The organism is Thermaurantiacus tibetensis, from assembly GCF_015354055.1.
GTDB lineage: Bacteria > Pseudomonadota > Alphaproteobacteria > Sphingomonadales > Sphingomonadaceae > Thermaurantiacus > Thermaurantiacus tibetensis.
Genome location: NZ_JACHTM010000002.1, coordinates 165,186 through 190,271, shown reverse-complemented (window position 1 = coordinate 190,271; position 25,086 = coordinate 165,186). Strand labels below are relative to the sequence as shown.

The following is a 25,086-nucleotide window of genomic DNA, read 5'->3' as shown; positions in this document are numbered from 1 at the left end:
CAAGGTTGCCCGCCACGGCGCGCGAATGCAAGGCCTGCAACGGTGGCCCGTTTCCTTGCCTTCCTTCTCGCGCTGCTCCTCGCTGCCACCCCGCTCCGGGCCGAGCGGTTCCAGGCTCTCGTCCTCCGGGTCAAGGACGGGGACTCGCTCGTGGTCGAGCGCCTGCCGCAGAAGCGGGTGAGCGAGATCCGGCTCGCCGGGATCGATGCGCCCGAGCTGGGCCAGCCCTGGGGCCCCTCGGCGCGCGCGGCGCTTCGCCGGCTAGTGCAGGGCCGGGAGGTGACCGTCGTCGTCGTCGATCGCGACCGCTACGGCCGCCTCGTCGGCAAGCTCTGGGTGGGCGGGACCTATGTCAACGCGGCGATGACGCGCTCGGGCAATGCCTGGGCCGTCCGCCAGTACGGGGCGGATGCCGAGGTCCGCGCCGGTCACGCAGCCGCCCGCCGGGAGGGCCGGGGCCTCTGGGCGCTGCCGCCCGAGCAGCGGATCCCGCCGGCCACGTGGCGCGCAACCAACCCGCGCGGCGCCCGGTGAAGCTCGCCGTCTACGACATGGACCGGACGATCACCCGCCGGCCGAGCTGGCTTCCCTGGCTCCTCTTCTGGGCCCGGCGCGAGGCGCCGTGGCGGCTCATGCTGCTGCCGCTCGCCCTCGGCCCGCTTGCGCTCTACCCGCTCCTCGGCCGCAAGGGCCTCAAGGAGGCGATGCAGCGGCTGCTGATGGGCGCGCGGGTGCCTCGAGGCCGCGTGGAGGCCGCGGCCGAAGCCTTCGCTGCCGCCTTCGGCGCCGCGGCCGAGCGTGCCGATGCGCTGGCCCGGATCGCGGCCGACCGCGCCGAGGGCTTCGAGCTGGTCCTCGCCACCGCCTCCTGCCGCTATTATGCCGAGGCGCTTGCCCGGCGCTGGGGCATCCCTCACGTGATCGCGACCGAGAACGTCATCGACGGCGGCCACCTCTCCCATCGGATCGCGGGCGAGAACTGCTACGGCGAGGCCAAGGCGCGCAGGCTCCGCGCCTGGCTCGGCGACCGGAGGCCGGATGCCTTGCGCGCCTACTCGGACCATGTGTCCGATGCGCCGCTCCTTGCCATGGCGACCGAGCCCGTCGCCGTCTCGCCTTCCCCCGCGCTTGCGCGCCTTGCTGCTGCGCGCGGCTGGCGCTGCGTCAGCTGGTCCTGAGCGCGCGGCGCCCGCGCGGCACCAGCCGCACGAGGAGGAGGAGGGCAAGCCCCCCGAGGTAGAGCCAGGGCTCCCACTGGAATCCCTTCACCCTCAGGAGGAAGTGGACGCAGGCGGCAACGCCGGCGACGTAGGCGAGCCGGTGAAGCGCCTGCCAGCGGCGGGCGCCGAGCCAGCGGATGGCAGCCGCCGTCGAGGTGGCGGCGAGCGGCGCCATGGCGAGGAACGCGACCATGCCGGCGAGGATGAAGGGGCGCTTGGCGGTCTCGGCGGCAAGGGCAGGGAGGCTCCAGTCGAGCTCGGCGAAGAGGAAGAAGAGGAGGTGCATCGCCCCGTAGGCAAAGGCCCACAGGCCGAAGAGCCGGCGCAGCGCCATCACCCCGCCCCAGCCCGTCAGGCGCCGCAGCGGCGTGCAGGAGAGGCTGGCAAGGAGCGCCCGGAGCGCCGCGAGCCCGAGCGCGTTGTGGGTGTAGGCGACCGGCTCGGCCGTCAGCATCCGCGAGCCGGGGTTCCAGGCGAGAAGCTCCGCCCAGCCCCAGAGGAGGAGCACGAGCGGCATGGCCATCACCCCGTGCGCAGCGGCCCTGAGGAGGGGGATTTGCGGCATCAGAAGAAGCGCTTCAGGTCCATGCCTGCATAGAGCCCGGCCACTTCCGGGTAGCCGTTGAACAGGAGCGTCTCGCGCCGGCGGAACTCGCCGATCCGCCGCTCGCGCGCCTGGCTCCAGCGCGGATGGTCGACGTTCGGGTTTACGTTGGCGTAGAAGCCGTATTCGCGCGGAGTCGCCATGTTCCACGAAGTCTCCGGCTGCGTTTCGACGAAGTCGATGGCGACGATCGACTTCACCGACTTGAAGCCGTATTTCCACGGCACCACGAGTCGGATGGGCGCGCCGTTCTGGTTGGGCAGGCGCCGGCCGTAGACGCCGACCGCAAGCAGGGTGAGCTCGTGCATCGCCTCGTCGAGCCGAAGCCCCTCGCGGTAGGGCCAGTCGAGGACGGGAAGGCGCAGGCCCGGCATCTGCTCCCGGTCTGCCAGCGTGCGGAAGGCGACGTACTTGGCGCTGCCGAGCGGCTCGACCGCGCGCACGAGGCTCGCGAACGGCACGCCCACCCAGGGGATCACCATCGACCAGCCCTCGACGCAGCGGAAGCGGTAGATGCGCTCCTCCCAGGGCGCCCGGGCGATGTAGCGGTCGACATCGAGCGTGAGCGGACTCTTCACCAGCCCGCCGACCCTGACCGTCCAGGGGCTGGGGCGGAGCGTGCCGGCGTTGCGCGCCGGGTCCCCCTTGTCGAGGCCGAACTCGTAGAAGTTGTTGTAGCCGGCGACATCGGCAAGCGGGGTGGGCGGCTCACCGGCGTCATGCGTGCGCCTCGTGGCGATCCGCGCCAGCTTCTCGGGGTCGGTCGAGGCGGCAGCAGGGGATGCGCCGACGGCGGCCATGGCGGCCAGAACGGCGCGGCGGTTCAGGTAAAGCGCCTCGGGGGTCACCTCGCGCTCGGGGAGAGCCCAGGACGGGGTTCGACGGACGTGCATGGCCTCTCCTATACGCGCGGCCGCAAACGGGGGTGACTCCCGACGCAAGGCCGCGCATGGCGCGGGGCGCGGCCGGTTGCCGCGGGACGAGGGAGAGGGGCCATGGAACGCTTCCGAGTGCAGAACGGCGAGGTGTCGCTCCACGTGGTGGCTGACGGCCCGAGGGATGCAGGCTCGCTTCCCATCCTCTGCGTCCACGGCTGGCCGGAGCTTGCGCACAGCTGGCGTCACCAGCTCGCCCACTTCGCCCGCGCCGGCCGCCGCATCGCTGCGCTCGACGTGCGCGGCTATGGCGAAAGCGACAAGCCGGAGGCGGTGGCAGACTACCGGCTGTCCGTCATCGCCGGGGACATCGCCGCCGTCATCGACGCGCTCGGCGGCCGCGCGGTGCTCGTCGGCCACGACTGGGGCGCGCCCATCGTCTACGCGACCGCCCTGCGCCACGCGGAGAAGGTGGCGGCGGTGGCCGGCCTCTCCGTCCCCTACGTGCCGATGGGCGACGTCTCGTTCCTCGACATGGCGCGGCAGATCTACAAGGACCGCTTCTTCTACCAGCTCTACTTCCAGGAGGAGGGGCGCGCCGAAGCCGAACTCGCGGCCGACCGCCTTGCGCTCCACAAGATCTACTTCGGCCTCTCCGCGGCCGGCACCGACCTTGCCTTTCTCATGAACAAGCCGCCGTCGGCCGGCCTGCTCGACGGGCTTGCCGCGCCCGAGCGGCTGCCCGACTGGATGCCCGAGGCCGACATGGCGGTCTTCGTGGAGGCCTTCCGCAGGGGCGGCTGGCGCGGCCCCATCAACCGCTACCGGGCGCAGGACCTCGACTTTGCCGAGCGCGAGCCGGTCAAGGGCCGCCCGCTCGCGCAACCCGCCTGCTTCATCGCCGGCGAGGCGGACGTGGTGCGCCACTTCGTGCCAGGCATGGACCTCTACGCCGACCCGGGCGCCTTCTGCACCGACTATCGCGGGACCACGCTCATTCCGGGCGTCGGCCACTGGGTGCAGCAGGAGGCGCCCGAGGCAGTCAATGCCGCCCTCGAGCGCTTTTTCGCCAGCCTCTAGCGACCGGCCGCGCAGGCAGCACGGAAGCGGGCGACGAGATCGGGGTCGGGCGCGGGGGCCATCGTCCGGCCGGCGAAGGTGACTGCAACCAGCCGGCCCTGCCGCGACATTGCCGGGAAGAGCTCGGCCATGTCGGGAACGGGCGCCTCCACCCGGCTCGTCCTGTCGGGAAGGCGCGTGCCCTCGGCCGAGAGGCTCCACTCCGCTCCGCCGAGGAACAGGGTGAGCCGGGTCGGGAAGCTCGCCGCCCCGGCGGCAGGCCCGCGCGGGGCGCCGCGCACGGTGATGGACAGGCGCGTTCCGTCGGCCGTGCAGCTGAAGCGGAGCGTCCCTCGCCCTCCGTCCGGCGGGCCGAACTGCAGCACTGGCGGCGAGGCGTCGGGCTCGACCGTCCAGCGGGCGCGGTGCGGCTGGGCAGGCGCGGCGGAGGCGGCAAGGAGGCCGAGCACCGGAACGAGGAGACAGCGGGCAGATGGCATGGCGTGCGCTGTGGGGCGTCGCCGGGCCGCGGGCAAGCCCGCTGCTTGCTGCCTGGAAGGCCGCTTCAGGCGAGCGCGGCGCAGGCCCGCTGGATCCGCCGGCAGGCCTCCTCGAGAAGCTCGGTCGAGGTCGCGTAGCTGATGCGGAAGGCGGGCGACAGGCCGAAGGCGCCGCCGTGGACGAGTGCCACCCCCTCGCTGTCGAGGAACCAGGTGGCGAGGTCCTCGTCCGAGGCGATCACCCGGCCGTCCGGCGCGCGCCTGCCGATGAGGGGCGCGCAGTCGGGGTAGACGTAGAAGGCGCCCTCGGGCCGCGGGCAGGAAAGACCCTCGCACTGGTTCAGCATGGAGACGACGAGGTCGCGCCGCGTCTGGAACACGCGGGCGCGCTCCTTCAGGAAGTCCTGCGGGCCGGTGAGCGCGGCGGTGGCTGCTGCCTGGGCGATCGAGCAGGGGTTGGTGGTGGACTGGGACTGGAGCTTCGCCATCGCGGCGATGATCTGCTTCGGCCCGCCGGCGAAGCCGATCCGCCAGCCGGTCATGGCATAGGCCTTGGAGGCGCCGTTGACGGTGAGCGTGCGCTCGAACAGGCGCGGCTCGGCGGCCGCCAGTGTCACGAACCGGAAGTCGTCGTAGACGATGTGCTCGTACATGTCGTCGGCCATCACGAAGACATGGGGGTGGGCGAGGAGCACGTCGGCAAGCGCCTTCAGCTCGGCTTCGGTGTAGGCCGCACCGGTCGGGTTCGAGGGCGAGTTGAGGATGAGCCACTTCGTCCTGGGTGTGATCGCGGCATCGAGCTGTGCCGGCGTCATCTTGAAGCCCGAGGCGGCCGGGCAGGGGACGATGACCGGCGTTGCCCCGCAGAACTGGACGATGTCGGGATAGGAGACCCAGTAGGGCGCGGGGATGATGACCTCGTCGCCGGGGTCGAGGGTGGCCACGAGGGCGTTGAAGATGGTGTGCTTGCCGCCGACGTTGGCCGTCACCTCGTCAGGCGCGTAGTCGAGCCCGTTGTCGCGGCGGAACTTGAGGCGGATCGCCTCCTTGAGCTCGGCCGTGCCGTCGACGATGGTGTACTTGGTCTCGCCACGCCGGATCGCGGCGATGGCCGCGTCCTTCACGTGATCAGGCGTGTCGAAGTCGGGCTCGCCGGCGCCAAGCCCGATGATGTCGCGCCCCTGGGCCTTGAGCTCGGCCGTGCGGCGGGTGACGGCGGCGGTCGCGGAGGGCTGGATACGGCCGATGGCGGCAGAGAGGATCATGGCGCAGGGTCCCGGCGGTTCGAAGGGCGCGGTCGCTTAGGAGGAACGGCAGCACCGGGGCAAGATGTCAGCTGGCCACCACGGCGGGGAACAGGCCGCGCAGCGCATTGCCGAGGAAGAGGCGCCCCGCGCGCCCGGCCTTGCGCACCGCGTCTGCGGGAAGGTCGGCTTCCACCGCCCGGCCGGTGGCCAGGAGCTCGGCGCGCAGCACGCCGGGCAGCAGACCGCGGCCGAGCGGCGGCGTCAGCAGGCGGCCGCCGTCTTCGACGAAGAGGCTGGTGAAGCTGCCTTCGGTTGCAAGCCCGTCGGGGCGGAGGAAGATCACCTCGAAGCTCCCCGCCGCCCGGCGCGCCGCGTCGTAGAAGGCGCGGTCGGAGCTCTTGTGGAACAGCCGCCAGTCCTCGGGCTGCACCGGAAGCGGCACGAGTGTCACCGGGGCCGGTTGCGGCGGCGGAGGCGGGGCCGGGCCGGCAGCGAGCGCCATCGGCCCGTCCTCGCCGAGGAGGAGCCGCAGCCGCTCGGGGCCTCCCCGGGGCGGGACACGCGCGAGCAGCCGCGCGGCCGCGTCCCGGTCGAACGGAAGCCCAAACCGCGCGGCCGAGGCCGCCATCCGCGCGAGATGACGCGCAAGAAGTGGCACCCGGCCGTCGGCCTCGCGGCGCATCGTCTCGATGAGGGTGAGCGGCGTGCGCCGCTCGAGAACCCGCGCCTTGGCCAGGCACTCGCGCCATTCGTCCTCGGCCCGGCTGTCGGCGACGATGCCGGAGCCGAGGCCGAGCCTCGCCACCCCCGGGCGGTCGGCCGCCAGCACGAGCGTGCGGATGGCAACGGCAAAGTCGGCGTTGACCGCACCGGGGCCAATGGTGCCGATGGCGCCGCAATAGATGCCTCGCGGTCGCGCTTCGATCCCGGCCAGCACCTCGATGGCGCGCAGCTTGGGCGCACCGGTGATCGACCCGCAGGGAAAGAGCGCTTCGAGGCAGTCGAACGCATCCCGCCCGGGCGCAAGCCCGGCCTCGACGTGCGAGACCATCTGATGGACGTAAGCGAGGCTCTCGATCCGGAAGGGGGCGGGCACCCGGACCGTTCCGGGCACGGCAACCCGCGCGCAGTCATTCCGGATGAGATCGGTGATCATCAGGTTCTCGGCGCGGTTCTTCGGATCGGCGGCGAGGGCTTCGGCCGCGGCCTGGTCCGCTTCGGGCAGCGGCGGGCGAACGGCGGTGCCCTTCATCGGCGCGGCGCGCAGCACGCCATCGGCAAGCGCGAAGAAGCGCTCGGGCGAAAGCGAGAGCCACCAGTGGCGGCCCGTGAAGACGAGGGCGGCATGGGGGGCAGGTGCCCGGGCAAGCGCGCGGGCGAACAGCGCCACCGGGTGGCCCGAGACCGGAAGCTCCGCCTGGAAGGTGAGATTGGCCTGGTAGATGTCGCCGGCGGCGATCAGGGCCTGGAGTCGGTCGACAGCGGCCCCGTGGTCGTCCGCGCCGATGGCCGCCACCGGCGGGCCCCAGTCGGCCGGTCGCTCCCATCCGGGCAGCGCAGCGAGCGCGACCATGCGCGGGGCGGCGAACGCACCGAACCACAGCAGCGGCTGGTCCAGCGCGGCGATGTGCCGGGCGAGCGCAAGGGCCGCGCGCGGCTCGAAGGCAGCAGCGGCCTCATAGGCAAGGCCGCCGGCCAGGTGGAGCCCTCGCCGCGCCAGTGCCCGGGCGCGGGCCAGCGCCGGGCCCACCTCCGCGACTGTGCGGGCCTCGACGATCTCGACGGGGCCGGCGAACAGCAGGCCCTGCCTGCCGCCACGTGGAAACAGGGCGAAGGGCTCCCGGGGAAATTCGGGTGGAGCAGCCACGGCCACGCTGCTAGCCCAAGCCGCGCATCACCGCGAGGGAGAGACCATGCTTCACATCCGCCGCCCTGTCGCCCTGCTCGCCGCGCTGCTCCTCGCCGGCCCGGCCATCGCGCGCGACCTTCCGCCGCCGCCGGCACTCCGGCTCGATGGCGTGCCGCAGGTGCCGGCCGCGCTTGCCGAGCGGGTGCGCCCGTGGATGGAGTTCCGCACCGCGAGCTTCCAGGGCTGGGACCCGGCGACGCGGGGGATGCTGATCACCACCCGGTTCGGGGATTCGAACCAGCTCCACCTCGTCGCCGGGCCCGGTGCCGCGCGCCGGCAGCTCAGCTTCGAGCCCGAGCCGGTGGCCGGCGGCAGCTTCGCGCCCGGCACCGCCGGCGGGGACGTGCTACTGGCCGCGGCCGACGTCGGCGGGGCGGAGAACTTCCAGCTCTTCCGCCTGGCCGAGGGGCGGATGCAGCTCCTGACCGACGGGAAGAGCCGCAACACCGGCGCCACCTGGTCGAAGGATGGGCGGCTCGTCGGCTTCGCGTCCAACGCGAGGAACGGCCGCGACACCGACCTCTGGGTGATGGACCCGCGCGACCCTGCCTCGCGCCGGCTGGTTGCCGAGCGGCAGGGCGGCGGATGGGCCTTCCTCGACTTCTTCCCCGGCGGCAGGTCGGCACTTGTCGCCCGTTATGTCTCGATCGAGCAGTCCGAGCTTCACCGGCTCGACCTCGAGACCGGCCTCGTCACCCCCGTCACCCGCGACCGCGGCAATGTGAGCTACGGTGGCGCCCGGGTCACGCCCGATGGCCGGATCCTCGCCACCTCCGACCGGTTCGGCGAGTTTCGCGCGCTCGGGGTCGTCGATCCGGCAACCGGGGTCTTCACCCGGCTCGGCGCCCCGGCCCGATGGGATGTGGAGGAGTTCGCCGTCTCGGCCGACGGGGCACGCGTTGCGGTCGTCACCAACGAGGCCGGCATCTCGCGCCTGAGGGTGCTCGATTCGCGCACCGGCGCGCTGCTCCTCGAACCCGAGGTTCCGGTAGGTGTCATCTCGGGCGTCGAGTTCGCCCCCTGGGGCGAGCTCGGCTTCACCCTCTCCTCCGCCCGCTCGCCGGGGGATGGCTGGAGTCTCACGCCCGAGGGCGCGCTGCGCCGCTGGACCTTTTCCGAAACCGGCGGGCTCGACCCGGCCCGGAACGTCGAGCCCGAACTCGTGCGGGTGAAGAGCTTTGACGGCCGCGAGGTGACCGGCTTCCTCTACCGCCCCGACCCGGCGCAGTTTCCGGGTCCGCGCCCGCTCCTCGTCAACATCCATGGCGGGCCAGAGGCGCAGTCGCGGCCCGGCTTCCAGGGCCGCAACAACTATCTCCTGAACGCGCGGGGGATCGCCATCTTCTATCCCAATGTCCGCGGCTCGACCGGCTTCGGCAAGACCTTCGTCAGTCTCGACAATGGCCCCTGGAAGCGCGAGGATTCGGTCAGGGACATCGAGGCGATGGTCCGCCACCTCGCCCGCGACGGGGGAATCGATGGCAGCCGGATCGGCGTCACCGGTGGCTCCTACGGGGGCTACATGACCTATGCCGCGCTCACCCTCTATCCGAGGCTGTGGCGCGCCGGGCTTGCCGTCGTCGCCATCTCCGACTTCGTCACCTTCCTCGAGAACACGGCCGACTATCGCCGCGACCTCCGCCGCGTCGAGTATGGCGACGAGACGGACCCGAAGCAGCGCGCCAAGCTGAAGGAGATCTCGCCGCTCGGCCGGGCCGACCGGATCGCCGTGCCGCTGATGGTGGTGACGGGAGCGAACGATCCGCGCGTGCCGGCGTCGGAAGCCGACCAGATGGTGGCGGCGGTCAGGGCGAACGGCCGCGAGGCGTGGCACCTCGTCGCTGCCAACGAGGGCCATGGCTTCCGCCGGAAGGAAAACCAGGACTACCAGTTCTGGACCAGCCTGCTGTTCTGGGAGCGCCATCTCCTCGGCGACTGAGCACCCCTCAGGCGGCGCGCGGGAAGGTCTCCTCGCGCTCGACATTGAACGGCGGCGGCAGCCCGAGCGCGCCCGCCGTCTCGACGATCGCGCGGTTGGTGTCGAACCAGACCTGCCAGTAATGGTCGGTGTGGCAGTGGGGCCTGACGGCAAGCACGGTCCCCAGCTCGTTGAAGTCGAGGATCTCGATGGTAGGCGCGGGCTCGGTGAGCACGTTGGGGATGGCGGCGAGCCGCGGCCGCAGCGCCGCGATAACGCCAAGCGGATCCACGCCATGGGCCAGCTGCATCGTGCGGTCGACGCGGCGGTGGGCATGGGCGGAGAAGTTGCGGATGACCTCGCCCGAGACCTTGCCGTTGCCGACGATCGCTTGGACATTGTCGGGCGTGGTGATGACGGTGTTGAACAGGCCGATCTCGGTCACCGTCCCCTCGACATCGCCGGCAACCACATAGTCGCCCACCTTGTAGGGGCGGAAGATGATGAGGAAGGCGCCGGCCGCGAAATTGCCGAGAAGCCCCGACCAGGCCGCGCCGATGGCAAGCCCGACGCCCGCCAGCAGTGCCGCGAAGCTCGTCGTCTCGATCCCGAAATAGCCGAGGATGGCGACGACGAGGACGATGTTGAGCGTGACATTGAGGATGTTGGCGATGTAGCGCTGGAGCGTCGCGTCGAAGTTGCGCGCGGTCAGCACCCGCTCGAGTGCGCGCACGCCGATCCCGATGAGCCAGCGGCCCACCATGTAGAGGGCAAGCGCGCCCAGCACCTTGAGGCCGAAGTCGACCGCGACCGGAAGATAGCGGTCGGAAAAGCTCGTGACTTCGCGCTCGATCGTGCGGATGTCCGGTTCCATGGGCTGCCCCCCCTGCGCGTGCGCCGCAGCCGATCCGGGCGCGTGCGCCGCAGCATAGACGACAGGAGCACGATTCGGGAGCGGCGCTTCAGCCTTTCGTGACGGGGGCGAAGAGCCGGGCGACGAAGGAGTCGCGTTCGGCAGCGAGCCGGGCTGCCGCCTCCGCCGGTAGCGCATAGCAATCGTCGAACGGCACGGTGGCCGATGTCACCGCGTGCGCGGCCCAGTGCTCGAGCCGGGCCAGCCGCTCGCGCGCGACCCAGTGCGCCTGGGCGAGCTCAAGCAGCATGCCAAGGAGCGTGTCGATGGCCGGGTCGTCGAAGAAGACCGGGCGCTTGCCCCGCGCCTCTTGGGGAAGCGGCGGGAAGTCGCTCACGCGGCCGGCCCCCGGAAGCCGCCGTAGCAATACCAGGTGACGCCGTCGCCGAGCCGCCCCAGCCGGTCGGACGCCTCGGCACGGTCGGCATCCGCAGCCGCGACGATGGCATCCGCCCCATACCAGCCGAGCGAGGGCACGCTGGCCTCGAAGAAGCCGTGGAATCCGGCCCGGGCGACCTCGTCGGCCGGCACCAGGTCGCGGTAGCCCCGGTAGTAGGGCTCGCTGTTGTAGTCGCTGTCCCAGTCGAGATAGAAGCCGTCGTAGGGAGAGAGCTTGGCGTTGGGCGGCAGCTCGTAGTGGAGCATGAGCCCCCCGGGCCGGAGCAGCCGGTGCGCCTCGCGGAAGACCGCGCGAATATCGGCTTTCGGCAGCTCGTGCAGGAACATCGAGGAAAACACGAGGTCGAAGCTCGCGTCCGGGAACGGAGCCCGCGTCGCATCCGCCTGGACGAAGTGCGCCTCGACCCCCATCGCCTGCGCCCGGGCATGGGCGTAGCGCAGGCAGGCCGGCGCGACGTCGATGCCGGTCACGCGCGCGTCCGGGTAGGCGCGCTTCCACGGCAGCGTCTGGTGGCCGACCGAGCAGCCGAGATCGAGCACCGCATCCGGCGCGAAGTCCGGCAGCCGGTGGCGGAGCCAGAGCGCGATCGACTGGCCGATGTCGTCGAGCGTCTCGCCCATGAGCCCGAAGGAGAAGACCGCAAGCCCGTTCTCGTAGAGCGCGCCGGCGGCAAGATCGTCGGCGCCGGCATCGAGATGGTAGTTGCCGGGCATCCGGTGGACATCGAGCGCTGCCACATTCTTCGGAATGGGGAGCCCGGGATCGAGGGTGAGCGTGCCGGCCGTCGTCCGGTCGGCGGCAAGGGCCCGGAAGCGGTCGGCAAGAGATCTCCGTTCGCGGTCGATGATGGGGCGCACGCTCGCCCACACCATGTCCTGCGCCTTGACCCGCGCTGCCGAATAGAAACGGAACAGCCGGTCGCCGCGCATGGCCGCATGCACGTCTCGGCCGGTGGCGCCCTCGGGCAGGGAGGGCGCGATCTCGGCCTCGAACCGCGCCTTCATCGCCGCGGCGAGCGGGTTCAGCACATGGTTCCTGAGACTCGAAACGAAGGCCTGGGCGGCCTGTTCGTCGGGCGTGGGGGAGAGGGCGAGGGCGGGCGTGACGAAACGGGACATGCGACCTCCATCCCCAACCTAGGCGGGTGACGCCGCAACGCAAGCGGGCTTGCGCGTCAGGTGAACCGACGGGAACCTCATTTAAAGAAAGTTGCAAGTCCTGCGCGGGAGCGCTAGGGGCTTCGTACCCGAGCCCGAGGAGAGACCGACGTGGCCACCCAAGCCAAGCCCGCCTTCACCGACTTTGCCGTCGCCGATCTCGGCCTTGCCGACTGGGGCCGGAAGGAAATCGCGATCGCCGAGACCGAGATGCCGGGCCTGATGGCGCTGCGGGCCGAATATGGCGCGAAGCAGCCCCTGAAGGGTGCGCGCATCGCCGGCTGCCTGCACATGACGATCCAGACGGCCGTCCTCATCGAGACGCTGGTGCACCTGGGCGCCGAGGTGCGCTGGGCCAGCTGCAACATCTTCTCCACCCAGGACCAGGCGGCCGCCGCGATCGCGGCCCGGGGCATCCCGGTCTTCGCCCACAAGGGGGAGACGCTGGAGGAATACTGGCGCTTCGTCGATGCCATCTTCCAGTGGCCCGGGACGACTGCCAACATGATCCTCGACGATGGCGGGGACGCCACCATGTACATCCTGAAGGGCGCCCGCTTCGAGGCCGGCGAGCCGCTGCCCGAGCCCGGGAACGAGGAGGAAGAGGCCTTCTTCGCCCAGATCCGCGCCCGTGCCGCCGCCTCGCCCGGCTTCTTCCTGAAGACCAAGGAAGCCATTCGGGGCGTGTCGGAGGAGACGACCACCGGCGTCCACCGGCTCTACGAGATCGCCGGCAAGGGCCACCTGCCGTTCCCGGCCATCAACGTGAACGACTCGGTCACCAAGTCGAAGTTCGACAATCTCTACGGCTGCAAGGAGAGCCTGGTCGATGGCATCCGCCGCGCGACCGACGTGATGCTCGCCGGCAAGGTGGCGGTGGTGGCCGGCTTCGGCGATGTCGGCAAGGGCTCGGCCGCGTCCCTGCGCAACGGCGGCGCCCGGGTGCTGGTGACCGAGATCGACCCCATCTGCGCGCTCCAGGCGGCGATGGAGGGCTATGAGGTCGTCACCATGGAGGAGGCGGCGCCGCGCGGCGACATCTTCGTGACGGCGACCGGCAATGTCGACGTGATCACGCTCGACCACATGCGGGCGATGAAGGACCGCGCCATCGTCTGCAACATCGGCCACTTCGACAGCGAGATCCAGATCAGCGCGCTTGCCAACTACCGCTGGGAGGAAGTGAAGCCGCAGGTGGACGAGGTGGTGTTCCCCGACGGCAAGCGGCTGATCATCCTGGCCAAGGGCCGGCTCGTGAATCTCGGCTGCGCGACCGGCCACCCGAGCTTCGTCATGTCGGCCTCCTTCACCAACCAGGTCCTCGCCCAGATCGAGCTCTGGACCAACGGCGCGGCCTACGAGAACCGGGTCTACGTGCTCCCCAAGCATCTCGACGAGAAGGTGGCGGCCCTTCACCTCGAGAAGCTCGGCGTGAAGCTGACCAAGCTCACGCCGAAGCAGGCGGCCTACATCGGCGTGCCCGAGCATGGCCCCTTCAAGCCCGAGCACTACCGCTACTGAGGAAGCCCTCGTGCTCGACGAGGCCGGGCTCCGCGCACTCGGGGCCCGGCTTGCCGCCGTGCTCGAGGCCGGAGACGTCGTGCTGCTGGCCGGCGACCTCGGGGCGGGCAAGACGACCCTCGCCCGCGCCATCCTCGCAGCACTTGGCCACGCGGGCGAGGTGCCAAGCCCCACCTTCACCCTCGTCGAGCCCTATCCCGCGCCGCCGCTCCGGCTTCCCGTCGTCCATGCCGACCTCTACCGGCTCGAGGCCGGCGCACCGCTCGACGACCTCGGGCTGGACGAGGCGCTCGAGGAGGGCTTGCTCCTCCTCGAGTGGCCCGAGCGCTTGGCTCCCGGCCGGTTCCCGGACGCGCTCCGCCTCCACCTCGATGGCGCCGGCGGCCCGCTCCGCCGCTTGACTTGGACCGCCGGTCCGGCATGGAACGGGCGCTGGCCGCTGCCTCGCTGACGAGGCGCGGCGCCATGAGGACTGCATGAACCCGCCGTCTGCCGCTCCTGCCTTCCTCGAACGGCATGGCTGGGCGGGTGCGAAGGTCGTGCCGCTTGCCGGCGACGCCTCCTTCCGCCGCTACTTCCGCGTGACCGACCGGGGCCGCACCGCCGTCCTCATGGACGCACCGCCCGACCTCGAGGACAGCCGGCCCTTCCTCTTCGTTGCCGAGTGGCTGCTCGCCAACGGCTTCCGCGCGCCGAGGCCCATGGCGGCGGATCTCGGCCGCGGCCTCCTCCTTCTCGAGGACTTCGGCGACCGGCGCATGGGGCCGGTGCTCGCCCGCGAGCCCGACCGCGAGGAGGCAGTCTATGCGCGCGCCGTCGACGTTCTCGTCGCGCTCCACCGGGTGCCGCCGCCGGCCGAGCTTCGGCCCTACGACCGCGCCGAGCTGCTGCGCGAGGTGCTGCTCTTCCCCGAATGGTATCTGCGGGCGGCCGGCGTCACGGCCGACCTCGAGACCTACGTCGCCGCCTGGGACGCGGTCTGGGGCGATGTCCTCGCCGAGACCGCGCAGGCCCCGGTGCTCGTGCTGCGCGACTACCACGCCGACAACCTGATGCTGCTCGACGATGCCGAGGGGATCGCCGGCCTCGGCCTCCTCGACTTCCAGGACGCGCTGGCCGGCCACCGGGCCTATGATCTCGTCTCGCTCCTGCAGGATGCCCGGCGCGACGTGTCCCCGCGGCTCGAGGCGGCCATGGTGGAGCGGTTCGTCGTGCGCGGCGGCATCGCCGACCCGGCTGGCTTCCGCCGCGCCTACGAGGTGCTGGGCGCCCAGCGGAACGTGAAGATCCTCGGCATCTTCGTGCGCCTGCGCGACCGCGACGGCCGCTGCGGCTATGTCGAGATGCTCCCCCGCGTGTGGCGGCTCGTCGAGCGCAACCTCGCCCACCCGGCTCTCGCACCGGTGCGCGCCTGGTTCGACGCGCACGTGCCGCGGCACCTGCGCGCGGACTGGTGCCGTGGCTAGCCGCGTGCGCGCTCCAGCGCCAGCGCCCGAGGCAGGCGCGCGCGTGCCGGAGGGGGCCATGGTGCTTGCCGCCGGACTCGGCCGGCGGATGCGGCCTCTGACGGCCACGCGGCCGAAGCCTCTCGTCGATGTGGCGGGCCGCACGCTTCTCGACCGCGCGCTCGCCACGCTCCGCGCCGGCGGGGTGCGCCGCGCGGTCGTCAACGTCCACTACATGGCCGACCGGGTGGAGGCGCACCTTGCCGCCCGCGACACCGGGCTTGCCATCACGGTTTCCGACGAGCGCGCCCAGCTGCTTGAGACCGGCGGAGGCATCCTGAAGGCGCTGCCGCAGCTGCCCGACCCGTTCCTCGCCATGAACGCCGACAACATCTGGGTGGATGGCCCGGTACCGGCCGTGAAGCTGCTTGCCGAGCGCTGGGACCCGGCCGAGATGGACGCGCTCCTCCTCATGGTCCCGCTGGCGCGCGCCTACTGCCACCGCGGAACGGGCGACTTCCACATGGACCCGCGCGGCCGCCTCTCGCGACGGCGGCCGGGCCGGGTGGCCCCCTTCGTCTTCACCGGGCTGCAGATGCTGTCCCACCGGCTGTTCGCCGGCGAGACGCTCCGCCCCTTCTCGATGAACCTCCTCTGGGACCGCGCGGCCGCAGAAGGCCGGCTCTGTGGCGTGGTGCATCAGGGCCTGTGGTTCGACGTGGGCACGGCAGCGGCCGTTCCCGAGGCCGAGGCGCTTCTTGCCCGGCTCTGAGGAGAGCCTGCCAGCGCCCGCCGGCGCCGGCCCGCGCATCCGCACCGTCGCCTTCGGCACGCCGTTCCTGCCTGCGCTCGCACGCCACTGTCTCGACACGCACGGCACCGGGCTCGGCCTCGCCCGCCTCCGCATCCTCCTGCCCTCGGCGCGGGCCCGGCGCGGGCTGGTCGAAGCCTTCCTCGCCGCGACGGGCGGCCGGGCGCTCCTCCTGCCGCGGATTGCCGCGATCGGCGAGATCGACGCGGGGGAGACGCTCGACCGCCTGCTCGAGGAAGGCGCCGAGCCGCTGCGCCCTGCCGTTTCGCCGCTGGCGCGGCGCCTCGCGCTTGCACAGCACCTCGCAGGAGAGGCCGGAAGCGCACCCGCTGCCGACCGGCTGGCCCGCGATCTTGCCCGCGTGCTCGACCTGCTCGCCGCCCACGGCGTCACCGCGCAGCAGCTCGCGGAACTCGAGGCCGAGGGCCTTGCCGCGCATCGCGCCCGCCGCCTTGTCGTGCTCGAGGCGATCGTCCACCACTGGCCGGGCGCGCTCGAAGACCGGGGGCTTCTCGACCCCGTCGCCCGGCGGGAGACGCTGCTGGCCGGTCTTGCCGAGAGGTGGACGCGCGCGCCGCCCGGCCCGGTGGTGGCGGCAGGCTTCGCCGCAGCGCCGCCCGCCGTCGCCCGCCTTCTCCGCGCGATTGCCCGGCTGCCGGAGGGCGAGGTCATCCTGCCGGGCCTCGACCCTCATGTCTCCCCCGAGGACTGGGCGGCGATCGGCGCGGCGCCCACCCACCCGCTCCATGGGCTCTACGCCCTCCTCGATGCGATGGGCGTGCAGCCGGCGGAGGCCGCGTGGCTGGGGCCGGAGGCAGGCGACCGCGCGCGCGCCCTGCTTGCCGCCTTCCGGCCCGCCTCGGGCGCTCTGCCCGCGGCGCGGGGTGACCCGCCGCCGGGGCTCGCGCTTCTCGAGGCGCGCGGGCCCGAGGAGGAGGCGCTCGCCATCGCCCTTGCCCTGCGCCGCGCGCTCGAGACGCAGGGGCAGACGGCTGCGCTCGTCACCCGCTCGCGCGCGCTTGCCCGCCGGGTGGCGGCCGCGCTCCGGCGCTGGGGCCTTGCCATTGACGACAGCGCCGGCGAGCCGCTGGCGCTCCGGCCGCCGGGGGCCTTCCTGCTTGCCCTCCTCGACGCTTCGGCCGAGCGCTTCCGGCCCGTGCCGCTGCTCGCCGCGCTCAAGCACCCGCTTGCTGGCGCCACGAGCCCCGAGGCGCGCGCGGCGTGGCTGGCGGGCGCGCGGGCGCTCGACCTCGCGCTGCGGGGGCCGGCGCCCGCGCCCGGCCTTGCCGGCATCGCCGCCCGCCTTGCCGGGGGGCGCGGGAGCGCCGCGCGCGACTTCTGGGCCGGGCAGGCCGCGCCGCGCCTCGCTCCGCTCGAGGCGCTGTTCGAAGCGGGCAAGCCTTCGCTTGCCGAGCTCGTTCGGGTGCTGGCCGACGTGGCTGCGGCCCTTGCCGGGGACCGCCTCTGGTCCGGGCCCGATGGCCGGGCGCTCGGCGAGCTGGTGGCCGCGGTTGCCGAGAGCCCGGACGCTGCAGCCCTCGAGGTCGGGCCGGAGGAAGCGCCGGCGCTGGTCCGCGCGCTCCTCGACGACGTGGCCGTCAGGCCGCCCTGGCGCCAGCACCCGCGCCTCGCCATCCTGGGGCCGCTCGAGGCCCGGCTCGCCCATGCCGACCTCCTCATCCTCGGCGACCTCAACGAGGGAAGCTGGCCCGCGCTCCCTCAGCCGGACCCGTGGCTGCCGCCCGCGGTCCGCCGCCGTCTCGGGCTTGCTGCGCCCGAGGCCCGGGTCGGCCTCGAGGCCCATGATCTCCTCTCGGCGGTTGCGGCGCCGGCGCTGCTCCTCACCCGCGCCCGCCGCGATGCCGCTGGCCCCACGGTCAGGTCGCGGTTCCTGCTGCGGCTCGAGGCGGCCTTCGGCCCGCTGCCCCGGGATTTCGAGCTCGAGGCGGCGCTCGCGCTCGATGGCGTGGGCCGCACCATCCGGCTGCCCCGGCCATGCCCCGCACCGCCGGCGGCCGAGCGCCCGCGCCTGCTGCGCGTGACCGAGGCCGACATGCTGGCCGCCGACCCCTTCGCTTTCTACGCCCGGCGGATGCTGGGCCTCGAGGAGCTGAAGCCGCTGGAGCAGGAGGCCGATGCGGCGGTGAAGGGCACCGTGGTCCACCGTATCCTCGAGCGGCTGGTAAGGGAGGCGCCGGCCGACCCGGACGCCCTCGTTGCCGAGGAACTCGCGACGCTCGGCGGGGACCCGGCGCTCCTGGCACTCTGGGGCCCTCGGGTCCGGCGGATGGTGGCGTGGGTCCGCGCACGGCTGGCAGCCGAGCGGGAAGCCGGCTGGCAGCGGTTCGAGGCGGAAGTGAAGCTCGCCGCCGACTGGGGCGGGATCCGGATCGAGGGCAAGGCCGACCGCATCGACATCCACGGCGACGGCCGCCTGCGGATCGTGGACTACAAGACGGGCAAGCCGCCGACCCGGAAGGCCTTCGAGGACCGCATGGCCCGCCAGCTGCCGCTGCTGCGGCTGCTCGTCGAAGCCGGCGGAAGCAGGGAGATCCATGGCGAGGTCGGACTCCTCGAATACTGGAAGCTTTCCGGCGGCCAGGAGGAAGGGACGGTGGTCGGGACCAAGTGGACCATCGAGCGCGCCACCTTCGCGCAGGACCTCCGCCAGCTCTTCGCCCGCTTTCTCCTTGGCGACGAGGCCTTCGTGCCCAAGCTCGTGCCGGTCTTTGCCGAGCAGTACCGCACCTACGACCAGCTTGCCCGGGTCGAGGAATGGCTGTGACGCGGCTCGACCCGGCGAACGCGCGCCACCATCTCGCCTCCGACCCCAAGGCCCACGTCTGGGTCAACGCCTCGGCGGGCACGGGCAAGACCCGGGCGCTCACCGACCGCATCCTCCGCCTGCTGCTCGCCGGCGCGCCACCGCAGTCGCTTCTCGCCATCACCTTCACCCGCACGGCTGCTGCCGAGATGCAGGCGCGCGTGTTCGACGCGCTCGCTGCCTGGGCGCGGCATGACGATGCCACGCTCGACGCGGCGCTCGCGCAGCTCGGCGAGACGCCTTCCGCCGCGCTTCGGGCGCGGGCGCGCGGTCTGCTGCTCCGCGTGCTCGATGCGCCGCAGGGCCTCGAGATCCGCACCATCCACGGGCTTGCCCAGTCGCTTCTCGCCGCTTTTCCGGTGGAGGCCGGGCTTCCGCCGCGCGCCGATCCGCTCGACGAGCGGCGCGCGGCGGCGCTCAGGCGGCGCGCGCTCACCGACGCCATGGCGGACTCCGCGCTTCGGCCCGATCTTGAGCGGCTCGCAGTCGAGGCGGGCGAGAGCGCCATCGAGGAGAAGCTCGGCGACCTGGTGCGGGCCGCGCGGGGCTATGCCGAGGTCGAGAAGGCCGGCGGCGCCGAGGCTTTCCTGCGCGGGCTCGTCGGGGTGCCCCCGGAGCCTTCGTGGCAGGAGATCCTCGAGAACGCCGTCGTGCCGCCCGCCTTCGACGATGGGGCGGCCGAGGCCTTCGCTCTGGCGATGGAGGCGCTGAATACGGATGCCAAGCGCGCCGAGGCCGCGCGGGCGCGCGCCTGGCTCGCGCGGGACGCCGCTGGCCGGGTGGAGGCCATCGAGGAGCTGTTTGCCTGCGTCCGCACCAAGGCCGGCGAGCCGCGCAAGCTCGATCGGGAGATCGAGAAGGTGCCGGCACTTGCTGAGCCGGTCCTGCGGCTGCTGGAAGCCACCGAGCGGCTGATCGATCTGCTCCGCGCCCGCGCCTTCGTCGCTCACGCCGGCGCGTGGCTCCGGCTCGGCATGGCGGTCTCGGCCCGTTACGCCGCCCTGAAGCGCGCCGAGGCGGCGATCGACTTCGACGACATGGTGGCGCTCGCCGCCGATCTCGTCCACGCCCAGGGCATGGCGAACGCGATCGCCGAGCGGCTTGACCGGCGCATCCTCCACGTCCTCGTCGACGAGGCGCAGGACACCAACGCCGACCAGTGGCACCTCGTCGAGGGGCTCTCGAGCGAGTTCGACGCCGGCGAAGGCCAGCACGGCGAGACGGTCCGCACCCGCTTCGTCGTCGGCGACTTCAAGCAGGCGATCTTCCGCTTCCAGGGCACGGACCCGGAGGTCTTCCTCGAGGTGCGCGCGCGCTGGAGCAAGAAGACGGCTGAAGCCGGCCGCCCCACGCGCGACGTGCCGCTGGTGCGCAACTTCCGCTCGGCCCCGCTTCTCCTTGCGCTCGTCGACCGGGTGCTCAGCAGTCTCGGCCCGCGCGCGCTCGGCCTGCCCGAGGGGGCGCCGCTGCCGCACCACGAGGCAGCGCGCGCCGACCTGCCCGGCCGGGTGCTGCTCTTCCCGCCGCATGTGGCGGCAGCGGAAAGCGGCGCGAACGGCGGGGAGGAGGGCGAGGAGCCGGCCGACCCGGACTTCGCCGCGAAGGTCGCGGCAGCCGTTGCCGCCATGGTCCGTGCGGACAGCCCGCATCGGCTGACGCTCACCGGCCGCGACGGGACGGCCCGCCCCGCCGGGCCCGGCGACGTGCTGATCCTTTTGCGCAAGCGCGGCGACCTCATGGGCATGCTGGTCCGGGCGCTCCATGCCGAGGGCCTTCCGGTTGCAGGCGTGGACCGTGCCCGGCTGGCCGAGCCGCTTGCCGTGCGCGATCTCCTCTCGCTCGTCCGCTTCGTCCTCCAGCCAGCCGACGATCTGGCGCTTGCCGAGGTGCTGACCTCGCCGCTCGGCGGGCTCGACCACGAGACGCTGCGCCGCCTCCGCCAGCCCGGCCAGACGCTGTGGCAGGCCTTCGCTGCCTCCGCCGACCCGGCCCACGCGGCCGCGCAGCGGCGGCTCCGCGACGCGCTTGCGCGTGCCGACTTCGCCGGCCCGCATGCCTTCCTCGAGGCGGTGCTCGCCGAAGGCGGGCGCGCGGCGCTCCGCGCGCGGCTGGGGCCGGAAGCCGACGACGGGATCGACGCGCTGCTCGCGGAGGCGCTCGCCTTCGAGGCCGACCGCCCGCCCACGCTCCAGGGCTTTCTCGCCCACCTCGCGGCAAGCGACGAGCCGCTGAAGCGCGACCCCGATTCGAGCCCCGGCCTCGTCCGGCTGATGACGGTGCATGGAGCCAAGGGCCTCGAGGCGCCCATCGTCGTGCTGGCCGATGCGCTGGCCGAGGGGAGGCCGCGCATCGACGCCTTCACCTGGCGTGACGCCGCCGGCCGGGCGGAGCTTCCCCTCGTCTTCGGCAGGGCCGACCGGCTGCCCTCAGCGCTCGCGCCGTTCGTCGAGGCCGAGCAGGCGGCCGAGCGCGCCGAGCGCAACCGCCTGCTCTACGTGGCGCTGACCCGGGCCGAGCAGGTCCTGCTGGTGGCCGGCCAGATTTCCCGGAAGGAAGCCGCGAAGCGCGAGACGGAGCCCGAGGCCTTCGACAGCTGGCACGACCGGATCCGCCGGGCGATGGAGGGACAAGGCGCGGCGTGGAGCGGGTCCTCCGACCTCGGCCGCCACCTGCGTCTCGAGCAGGGGCAGTGGCCGTCAGCCGGCGCGGCCTGCTCCCCGGCACCTCCGCCCGCGCCCGTCCCCGCCTGGACGCGGACCGACCCGCTCCCCGAGCCGTCGCCGCCGCGCCCCTTCACGCCCTCGCATCCCGCACCCGACTCCGCGCCACAGCCGCCGCCCTCCGACGCCCAGCGCGCGGCCGCGGCACGCGGCGTCCGCCTTCACGCCCTCTTCGAGCGGCTTCCCGGCGTGCCGCCGCCCGCGCGCGAAGCCTTCGCGCTGCGCCTGCTCGAGGCCATGGGCGAAGAGCAGCCGGCGCCGCTCGTCGCCGAGGCGCTTGCGGTGCTCAACGACCCCGTGTTCGCGCCGCTGTTCGGTCCCGACAGCCTCGCCGAGGCGCCGATCGCGGGCCATGTCGACGGCCTCACGGTCTCCGGCACGGTGGATCGGCTCCTCGTCACCCCCGAGCGGGTGCTCGTCGTGGACTTCAAGACGGGGCTTGCCGTGCCAGCTCGCGCCGAGGAGGCGCACCCTTCGCACCTGCGGCAGATGGCGGCCTATCGGGCGGTCCTCGCCGCCGCCTTCCCCGGCCGCCGGATCGAGGCGGCGCTTCTCTACACCGCGGGGCCGAGGATCCACTGGCTTCCGCCCGAGCTGCTCGCCGCCCACTGGCCTCCAGGCGAGCGGGAGGGCGAGGCTTGAACCGCGCGGCCCGCCGGCCATATCGGGCCTCGAAGGAGAGAGACTGCATGGCCACGCTCACCGTCACCGACGCTTCGTTTGCAACCGACGTCCTCAAGTCCGAGAAGCCCGTCCTGGTCGACTTCTGGGCGGAATGGTGCGGGCCCTGCCGCATGATCGCGCCCGCGCTCGAGGAGATTGCCGACGAGCTCGGCGACCGGCTGACGGTCGCCAAGGTCAACATCGACGAAGAGCCGGAGACGGCGCTCAAGTTCGGGATCCGCTCGATCCCGACCATGATGATCTTCAAGGGCGGCGAAGTGGTGGCGACGAAGCTCGGCGCCGAGCCCAAGTCGGCGCTGAAGCGCTGGGTGGAAGCCGCGCTCTAGACGCGCGCGAGGATCTGCCCTTCGCGGGGGAAGTGGACGGCGACAAGGCCGACCTCGTCCCCCTCGCGCAGGAGCGTGAACCCGTCTGCATCCTCGTGGACGAGCCGGCCTTCGACCGGCGGGTCGGCCGAGCCTGCCTGCGACACCCGCACGCGCGGGCCGTCGCCCAAGACGGAAGGGGCGCACGCCCGGGCTTCGGCCAGCGCCTCGGCGCCCGACATCGGCTGCGGTGCGCCGTGGCCCAGCGCCAGCACCCGCGCCGCCCAGGGCGCGAGCGGCTCCGAAACCGTCTCGACCGGCGCGCCGCGCGCAGCGAACCACAGCAGCATCGCGTGCGCGAGGTCGCCGTGGCCCGGCGCATCGCCTCCCAGATACGGCCGCCCGTCGGCAAGCATGCCTTCGAGCCGCTCGAGATGGGTGGCAAAGGCCTCGCGCAGGGCCGGCAGCATCGCCCGGAAGGCCTCGGGCTTGAGGCCGAAGCGGCGCTCGCGGTCGGCCCAGAAGGCCGCGGTCTCGGGAGTCGGGGCGGCCTCGGCCATCGGCCCGAGCGCCACGCCGACGGCGGCGAGGAAGGTGGCGCCGCCCGCTTCGATGGCAAGCGCCCGATGGCCGCGTCCGAGCGGCTCCGGGTAAAGCGTGGGCTCGGGCCAGCGGGCCTCCAGCGCGTCGAGGATGGCAAGCGTGTCGCAGAAGACGTCGGCGCCGATCTGCATGACGGGGGTGCGCACATAGCCTCCGGTCAGCGCCTCCTGCTCGGGCTTCGGGCAGATGGCGGGCACCTCGACCGACCCCCAGGCGATGCCCTTGAGGCCAAGCGCGAGGCGCACCAGCTCCGCCCATGGCGAGGCCGCGTAGTGGTGAAGGATGGGGCGCACGGGTCGGCCTCCTCGGCTCAGCTCCGGTAATCGGCGTTGATGCGGATGTAGCCGTCCGTCAGGTCGCAGGTGAAGACGGTGGCGCGCCCGTCGCCGAGGCCAAGGTCAACCTCCACCTCCACTTCTTCGCCGGCGAGATGGGCGGCAACCGGCGCCTCGTCGTAGCCGGGCACCACGGCGCCATCGGCGGCCACCAGCACGCCGCCGAAGCGGATGGCAAGCCGGTCCCGCTCGGCCGGCTCGCCTGCCTTGCCTACCGCCATCACCACCCGGCCCCAGTTGGCATCGCCGCCGGCGATCGCGGTCTTGACCAGCGGCGAGTTGGCGATGCTGAGCGCCACCCGCCGCGCGCTTGCGTCCGAGACGGCGCCGGTGACGCGCACCTCGATGAGCTTCCTCGCCCCCTCGCCGTCGCGCACCACGAGAAGCGCGAGCTCGCGGCAGAGATCGGCAAGGGCCACGGCGAAGGCGTCCGCCCCGGGGCTGTCCCAGCCGGTGAGCGGCACGTTTCCGGCGCGCCCGGTCGCGAAGGCGAGGCAGGTGTCGGAGGTCGAGGTGTCGCCGTCGACGGTGATGCAGGCGAAGCTTGCGGCATTGGCCCCCGCGAGCGCTTCCTGGAGGAAGGCGGGCGCGACGCAGGCATTCGTCACCACGAAAGCGAGCATGGTCGCCATGTCGGGGGCGATCATGCCCGAGCCCTTGACGATGCCGACGAGCGTGACCCGGGTGCCGCCGAGGAGCGCCTCGCGGCACGCGGCCTTCTCGAAGGTGTCGGTGGTGCCGATGGCGCGTGTCGCCGAGAGCCAGTCCCCCGAGCCCAGGCGCTGATGGGCCGCGCGCACGCCGGCGATGGCGCGCTCCGCCGGGAGCGGCACGCCGATGACCCCGGTCGAGGCCGGGAACACCTCGCGCGGCCAGCAGCACAGGAGGCGCGCCACTTCCGTGACCTGCGCGGCGCTCGCCGCGCGGCCCGCGGCACCGGTGAAGGCATTGCTGTTGCCGGCATTCACGACGAGCGCACGCGCTGCGCCGAAGGGCAGGTGGCGGCGGCAGGTCTCGACTTCCGGGGAGGGGCATTGCGAGCGGGTGGTGACACCGGCGACCGTCGTGCCGGGGTCGAAGGCGATGAGGAGAAGGTCGTCCCGCGCCCACGCCTTGTAGCCGGCGCGGGCCGTGGCGATCCGGGCGCCGGGAATGTCGGGGAGCTCCGGGAAGGGGCGGGCAAGCGGCGAGACGGGCATGGCGCGCGCCGTAGCGCAGCCTGGGGCGCAGCGGAACCGCTCGGGGTGCGCAGGGCTGTCTCGGCCGCCACTGTCAGATTTTTTTACGCTCGCAAGCCTGCTGGCGGGAGTCGCTTCGCGCTAACGCTCTGAAAACCAATCCCTCCCGCTCTACGGGGCGATTGGCACGAGTCTTGCTTAACGAGGACGGGGAAAGTTCGGCAGGGAAAGGAGAGCACAATGGCCATGCGGATCCTGGCGGGTGTGGCGGTGGTCGGCACCCTTCTTGCGGCAGCTCCCGTCATGGCGACGACTGCCGTCTACACCATCACGGGGTCGGGGACGGGCCAGCTCAACGCATCGGACTGGCAGGGTGCGTTCACCATCACGCTGACCGGGAACCTGGCCGACTTCTATCCGGATCCGAATGCCGACGTCCTTGATCCCCTCGTCTCGGCGGTGGTCGACATCCCCTCCGCGTCCGGCCTCGTCATCGTGGAGGCGACCCGTCTCGGGCTCAACTACACCAATCTGGCGGTCTTCTTCTCGCGGTCGGCATTCCTCAACAGCGGGCTCGACCTCTTCGATTTCTACCTTGGCGCGCCGGTCGACCTCTCGGCCAGCTTCGGCCCGGTGACCGGGTCCGGCGTCTTCGCGCTGCACCAGTTCGTCGATGTGCCGACCTCCGGTGGCCTTCTCACCTTCACGTCGTCGGGCGACGTCCGGTTCGCGGGCGTGGTCGGGCGCATCCCCGAGCCCGGCACCTGGGCGCTGATGATCGCCGGCTTCGGCCTCGTGGGCGTCGCGGCGCGTCGGCGGCAGACTGCCCTCGCCTGACAGGAAGTTCCGGCGCGGCTC

Annotated in this window: 22 protein-coding genes; 12 read left to right on the top strand and 10 right to left on the bottom strand. The window is 72.6% G+C overall.

Annotation, left to right across the window (positions count from 1 at the left end):
• Positions 1 to 42 precede the first annotated feature (42 nt).
• Both H3H34_RS05545 and H3H34_RS05540 read left to right on the top strand, forming a co-directional pair.
• Positions 43 to 534, top strand: a complete 492-nt coding sequence (locus H3H34_RS05545; RefSeq protein WP_194744291.1) for a thermonuclease family protein — start codon at positions 43 to 45, stop codon at positions 532 to 534.
• On the top strand, positions 531 to 1,178 hold the full coding sequence (locus H3H34_RS05540; RefSeq protein WP_328831351.1) for an HAD family hydrolase: 648 nt from the start codon (positions 531 to 533) through the stop codon (positions 1,176 to 1,178). The genes H3H34_RS05545 and H3H34_RS05540 overlap by 4 nt, the downstream gene beginning before the upstream one ends.
• Here H3H34_RS05540 and H3H34_RS05535 read toward each other — a convergent pair.
• Both H3H34_RS05535 and msrP read right to left on the bottom strand, forming a co-directional pair.
• Positions 1,165 to 1,785 (bottom strand): protein-methionine-sulfoxide reductase heme-binding subunit MsrQ, encoded by a 621-nt coding sequence (locus H3H34_RS05535; protein WP_235945428.1) that lies wholly within the window; start codon positions 1,783 to 1,785, stop codon positions 1,165 to 1,167. The two genes, H3H34_RS05540 and H3H34_RS05535, sit on opposite strands and share 14 nt — an antisense overlap.
• Positions 1,785 to 2,717: a protein-methionine-sulfoxide reductase catalytic subunit MsrP gene (gene msrP / locus H3H34_RS05530; RefSeq protein WP_194744290.1), complete on the bottom strand. Its 933-nt coding sequence runs from the start codon at positions 2,715 to 2,717 to the stop codon at positions 1,785 to 1,787. Before msrP ends, H3H34_RS05535 begins: the two co-directional genes overlap by 1 nt.
• A gap of 102 nt (positions 2,718 to 2,819) precedes the next feature.
• Between msrP and H3H34_RS05525 the strand changes: the two genes are divergently transcribed.
• The gene (locus H3H34_RS05525; RefSeq protein WP_194744289.1) at positions 2,820 to 3,779 is read left to right on the top strand and encodes an alpha/beta fold hydrolase; all 960 of its coding nucleotides are present in this window, start codon (positions 2,820 to 2,822) and stop codon (positions 3,777 to 3,779) included.
• Here H3H34_RS05525 and H3H34_RS05520 read toward each other — a convergent pair.
• The 3 genes from H3H34_RS05520 to H3H34_RS05510 all read right to left on the bottom strand — a co-directional run bounded on the left by H3H34_RS05520 (position 3,776) and on the right by H3H34_RS05510 (position 7,372).
• Entirely contained in the window at positions 3,776 to 4,258 is a 483-nt protein-coding gene (locus H3H34_RS05520; RefSeq protein WP_194744288.1) for a hypothetical protein, read from the bottom strand. The genes H3H34_RS05525 and H3H34_RS05520 overlap by 4 nt on opposite strands.
• Positions 4,259 to 4,323: 65 nt before the next feature.
• Positions 4,324 to 5,523: a pyridoxal phosphate-dependent aminotransferase gene (locus H3H34_RS05515; protein WP_194744287.1), complete on the bottom strand. Its 1,200-nt coding sequence runs from the start codon at positions 5,521 to 5,523 to the stop codon at positions 4,324 to 4,326.
• A gap of 67 nt (positions 5,524 to 5,590) precedes the next feature.
• Entirely contained in the window at positions 5,591 to 7,372 is a 1,782-nt protein-coding gene (locus tag H3H34_RS05510; protein WP_328831347.1) for a chorismate-binding protein, read from the bottom strand.
• Between the two features lie 46 nt (positions 7,373 to 7,418).
• Here H3H34_RS05510 and H3H34_RS05505 point away from each other — a divergent pair, with 46 nt between their 5' ends.
• Positions 7,419 to 9,353, top strand: a complete 1,935-nt coding sequence (locus tag H3H34_RS05505) for a S9 family peptidase (protein WP_194744286.1) — start codon at positions 7,419 to 7,421, stop codon at positions 9,351 to 9,353.
• A 7-nt stretch (positions 9,354 to 9,360) separates the two neighbouring features.
• On the opposite strand, the gene H3H34_RS05500 is transcribed toward H3H34_RS05505, so the two are convergent.
• From H3H34_RS05500 to H3H34_RS05490, 3 genes are all read right to left on the bottom strand, one after another.
• Entirely contained in the window at positions 9,361 to 10,206 is an 846-nt protein-coding gene (locus H3H34_RS05500; RefSeq protein WP_194744285.1) for a mechanosensitive ion channel family protein, read from the bottom strand.
• A gap of 88 nt (positions 10,207 to 10,294) precedes the next feature.
• Positions 10,295 to 10,582 (bottom strand): hypothetical protein, encoded by a 288-nt coding sequence (locus H3H34_RS05495; protein WP_194744284.1) that lies wholly within the window; start codon positions 10,580 to 10,582, stop codon positions 10,295 to 10,297.
• Complete coding sequence (locus H3H34_RS05490) at positions 10,579 to 11,763, bottom strand: class I SAM-dependent methyltransferase (RefSeq protein ID WP_194744283.1); 1,185 nt, start codon at positions 11,761 to 11,763, stop codon at positions 10,579 to 10,581. Before H3H34_RS05490 ends, H3H34_RS05495 begins: the two co-directional genes overlap by 4 nt.
• A gap of 150 nt (positions 11,764 to 11,913) precedes the next feature.
• Between H3H34_RS05490 and ahcY the strand changes: the two genes are divergently transcribed.
• From ahcY to trxA, 7 genes are read left to right on the top strand one after another with little or no spacing between them, the layout of a single operon-like run.
• The gene (gene ahcY, locus H3H34_RS05485; RefSeq protein ID WP_194744282.1) at positions 11,914 to 13,323 is read left to right on the top strand and encodes an adenosylhomocysteinase; all 1,410 of its coding nucleotides are present in this window, start codon (positions 11,914 to 11,916) and stop codon (positions 13,321 to 13,323) included.
• On the top strand, positions 13,289 to 13,774 hold the full coding sequence (gene tsaE, locus H3H34_RS05480) for a tRNA (adenosine(37)-N6)-threonylcarbamoyltransferase complex ATPase subunit type 1 TsaE (protein ID WP_194744281.1): 486 nt from the start codon (positions 13,289 to 13,291) through the stop codon (positions 13,772 to 13,774). Before ahcY ends, tsaE begins: the two co-directional genes overlap by 35 nt.
• A 25-nt stretch (positions 13,775 to 13,799) precedes the next feature.
• The gene (locus H3H34_RS05475) at positions 13,800 to 14,789 is read left to right on the top strand and encodes an aminoglycoside phosphotransferase family protein (RefSeq protein ID WP_194744280.1); all 990 of its coding nucleotides are present in this window, start codon (positions 13,800 to 13,802) and stop codon (positions 14,787 to 14,789) included.
• Between the two features lie 58 nt (positions 14,790 to 14,847).
• The gene (locus H3H34_RS05470) at positions 14,848 to 15,540 is read left to right on the top strand and encodes a nucleotidyltransferase family protein (protein WP_194744856.1); all 693 of its coding nucleotides are present in this window, start codon (positions 14,848 to 14,850) and stop codon (positions 15,538 to 15,540) included.
• Entirely contained in the window at positions 15,527 to 18,364 is a 2,838-nt protein-coding gene (addB, locus tag H3H34_RS05465) for a double-strand break repair protein AddB (RefSeq protein WP_194744279.1), read from the top strand. Before H3H34_RS05470 ends, addB begins: the two co-directional genes overlap by 14 nt.
• Entirely contained in the window at positions 18,355 to 21,765 is a 3,411-nt protein-coding gene (gene addA / locus H3H34_RS05460; protein WP_194744278.1) for a double-strand break repair helicase AddA, read from the top strand. Before addB ends, addA begins: the two co-directional genes overlap by 10 nt.
• 47 nt (positions 21,766 to 21,812) lie before the next feature.
• On the top strand, positions 21,813 to 22,133 hold the full coding sequence (gene trxA / locus H3H34_RS05455) for a thioredoxin TrxA (RefSeq protein ID WP_194744277.1): 321 nt from the start codon (positions 21,813 to 21,815) through the stop codon (positions 22,131 to 22,133).
• On the opposite strand, the gene H3H34_RS05450 is transcribed toward trxA, so the two are convergent.
• A complete protein-coding gene (locus tag H3H34_RS05450; RefSeq protein WP_194744276.1) occupies positions 22,130 to 23,008 on the bottom strand; it encodes a glutathione S-transferase family protein in 879 nt (292 codons plus the stop codon). The two genes, trxA and H3H34_RS05450, sit on opposite strands and share 4 nt — an antisense overlap.
• A gap of 17 nt (positions 23,009 to 23,025) precedes the next feature.
• The gene (argJ, locus tag H3H34_RS05445) at positions 23,026 to 24,249 is read right to left on the bottom strand and encodes a bifunctional glutamate N-acetyltransferase/amino-acid acetyltransferase ArgJ (RefSeq protein WP_194744275.1); all 1,224 of its coding nucleotides are present in this window, start codon (positions 24,247 to 24,249) and stop codon (positions 23,026 to 23,028) included.
• 219 nt (positions 24,250 to 24,468) lie between these two features.
• Here argJ and H3H34_RS05440 point away from each other — a divergent pair, with 219 nt between their 5' ends.
• Entirely contained in the window at positions 24,469 to 25,065 is a 597-nt protein-coding gene (locus tag H3H34_RS05440; protein ID WP_194744274.1) for a PEPxxWA-CTERM sorting domain-containing protein, read from the top strand.
• Positions 25,066 to 25,086 lie beyond the last annotated feature (21 nt).

Bases quoted from the DNA above. Each gene is read 5' to 3' on its own strand.
- H3H34_RS05535 (WP_235945428.1), bottom strand. From the start codon at position 1,785: ATGCCGCAAATCCCCCTCCTCAGGGCCGCTGCGCACGGGGTGATGGCC.
- msrP (WP_194744290.1), bottom strand. From the start codon at position 2,717: ATGCACGTCCGTCGAACCCCGTCCTGGGCTCTCCCCGAGCGCGAGGTG.
- H3H34_RS05525 (WP_194744289.1), top strand. From the start codon at position 2,820: ATGGAACGCTTCCGAGTGCAGAACGGCGAGGTGTCGCTCCACGTGGTG.
- H3H34_RS05520 (WP_194744288.1), bottom strand. From the start codon at position 4,258: ATGCCATCTGCCCGCTGTCTCCTCGTTCCGGTGCTCGGCCTCCTTGCC.
- H3H34_RS05515 (WP_194744287.1), bottom strand. From the start codon at position 5,523: ATGATCCTCTCTGCCGCCATCGGCCGTATCCAGCCCTCCGCGACCGCC.
- H3H34_RS05505 (WP_194744286.1), top strand. From the start codon at position 7,419: ATGCTTCACATCCGCCGCCCTGTCGCCCTGCTCGCCGCGCTGCTCCTC.
- H3H34_RS05500 (WP_194744285.1), bottom strand. From the start codon at position 10,206: ATGGAACCGGACATCCGCACGATCGAGCGCGAAGTCACGAGCTTTTCC.
- H3H34_RS05490 (WP_194744283.1), bottom strand. From the start codon at position 11,763: ATGTCCCGTTTCGTCACGCCCGCCCTCGCCCTCTCCCCCACGCCCGAC.
- tsaE (WP_194744281.1), top strand. From the start codon at position 13,289: ATGGCCCCTTCAAGCCCGAGCACTACCGCTACTGAGGAAGCCCTCGTG.
- H3H34_RS05475 (WP_194744280.1), top strand. From the start codon at position 13,800: ATGAACCCGCCGTCTGCCGCTCCTGCCTTCCTCGAACGGCATGGCTGG.
- H3H34_RS05470 (WP_194744856.1), top strand. From the start codon at position 14,848: ATGGTGCTTGCCGCCGGACTCGGCCGGCGGATGCGGCCTCTGACGGCC.
- addA (WP_194744278.1), top strand. From the start codon at position 18,355: ATGGCTGTGACGCGGCTCGACCCGGCGAACGCGCGCCACCATCTCGCC.
- trxA (WP_194744277.1), top strand. From the start codon at position 21,813: ATGGCCACGCTCACCGTCACCGACGCTTCGTTTGCAACCGACGTCCTC.
- argJ (WP_194744275.1), bottom strand. From the start codon at position 24,249: ATGCCCGTCTCGCCGCTTGCCCGCCCCTTCCCGGAGCTCCCCGACATT.
- H3H34_RS05440 (WP_194744274.1), top strand. From the start codon at position 24,469: ATGGCCATGCGGATCCTGGCGGGTGTGGCGGTGGTCGGCACCCTTCTT.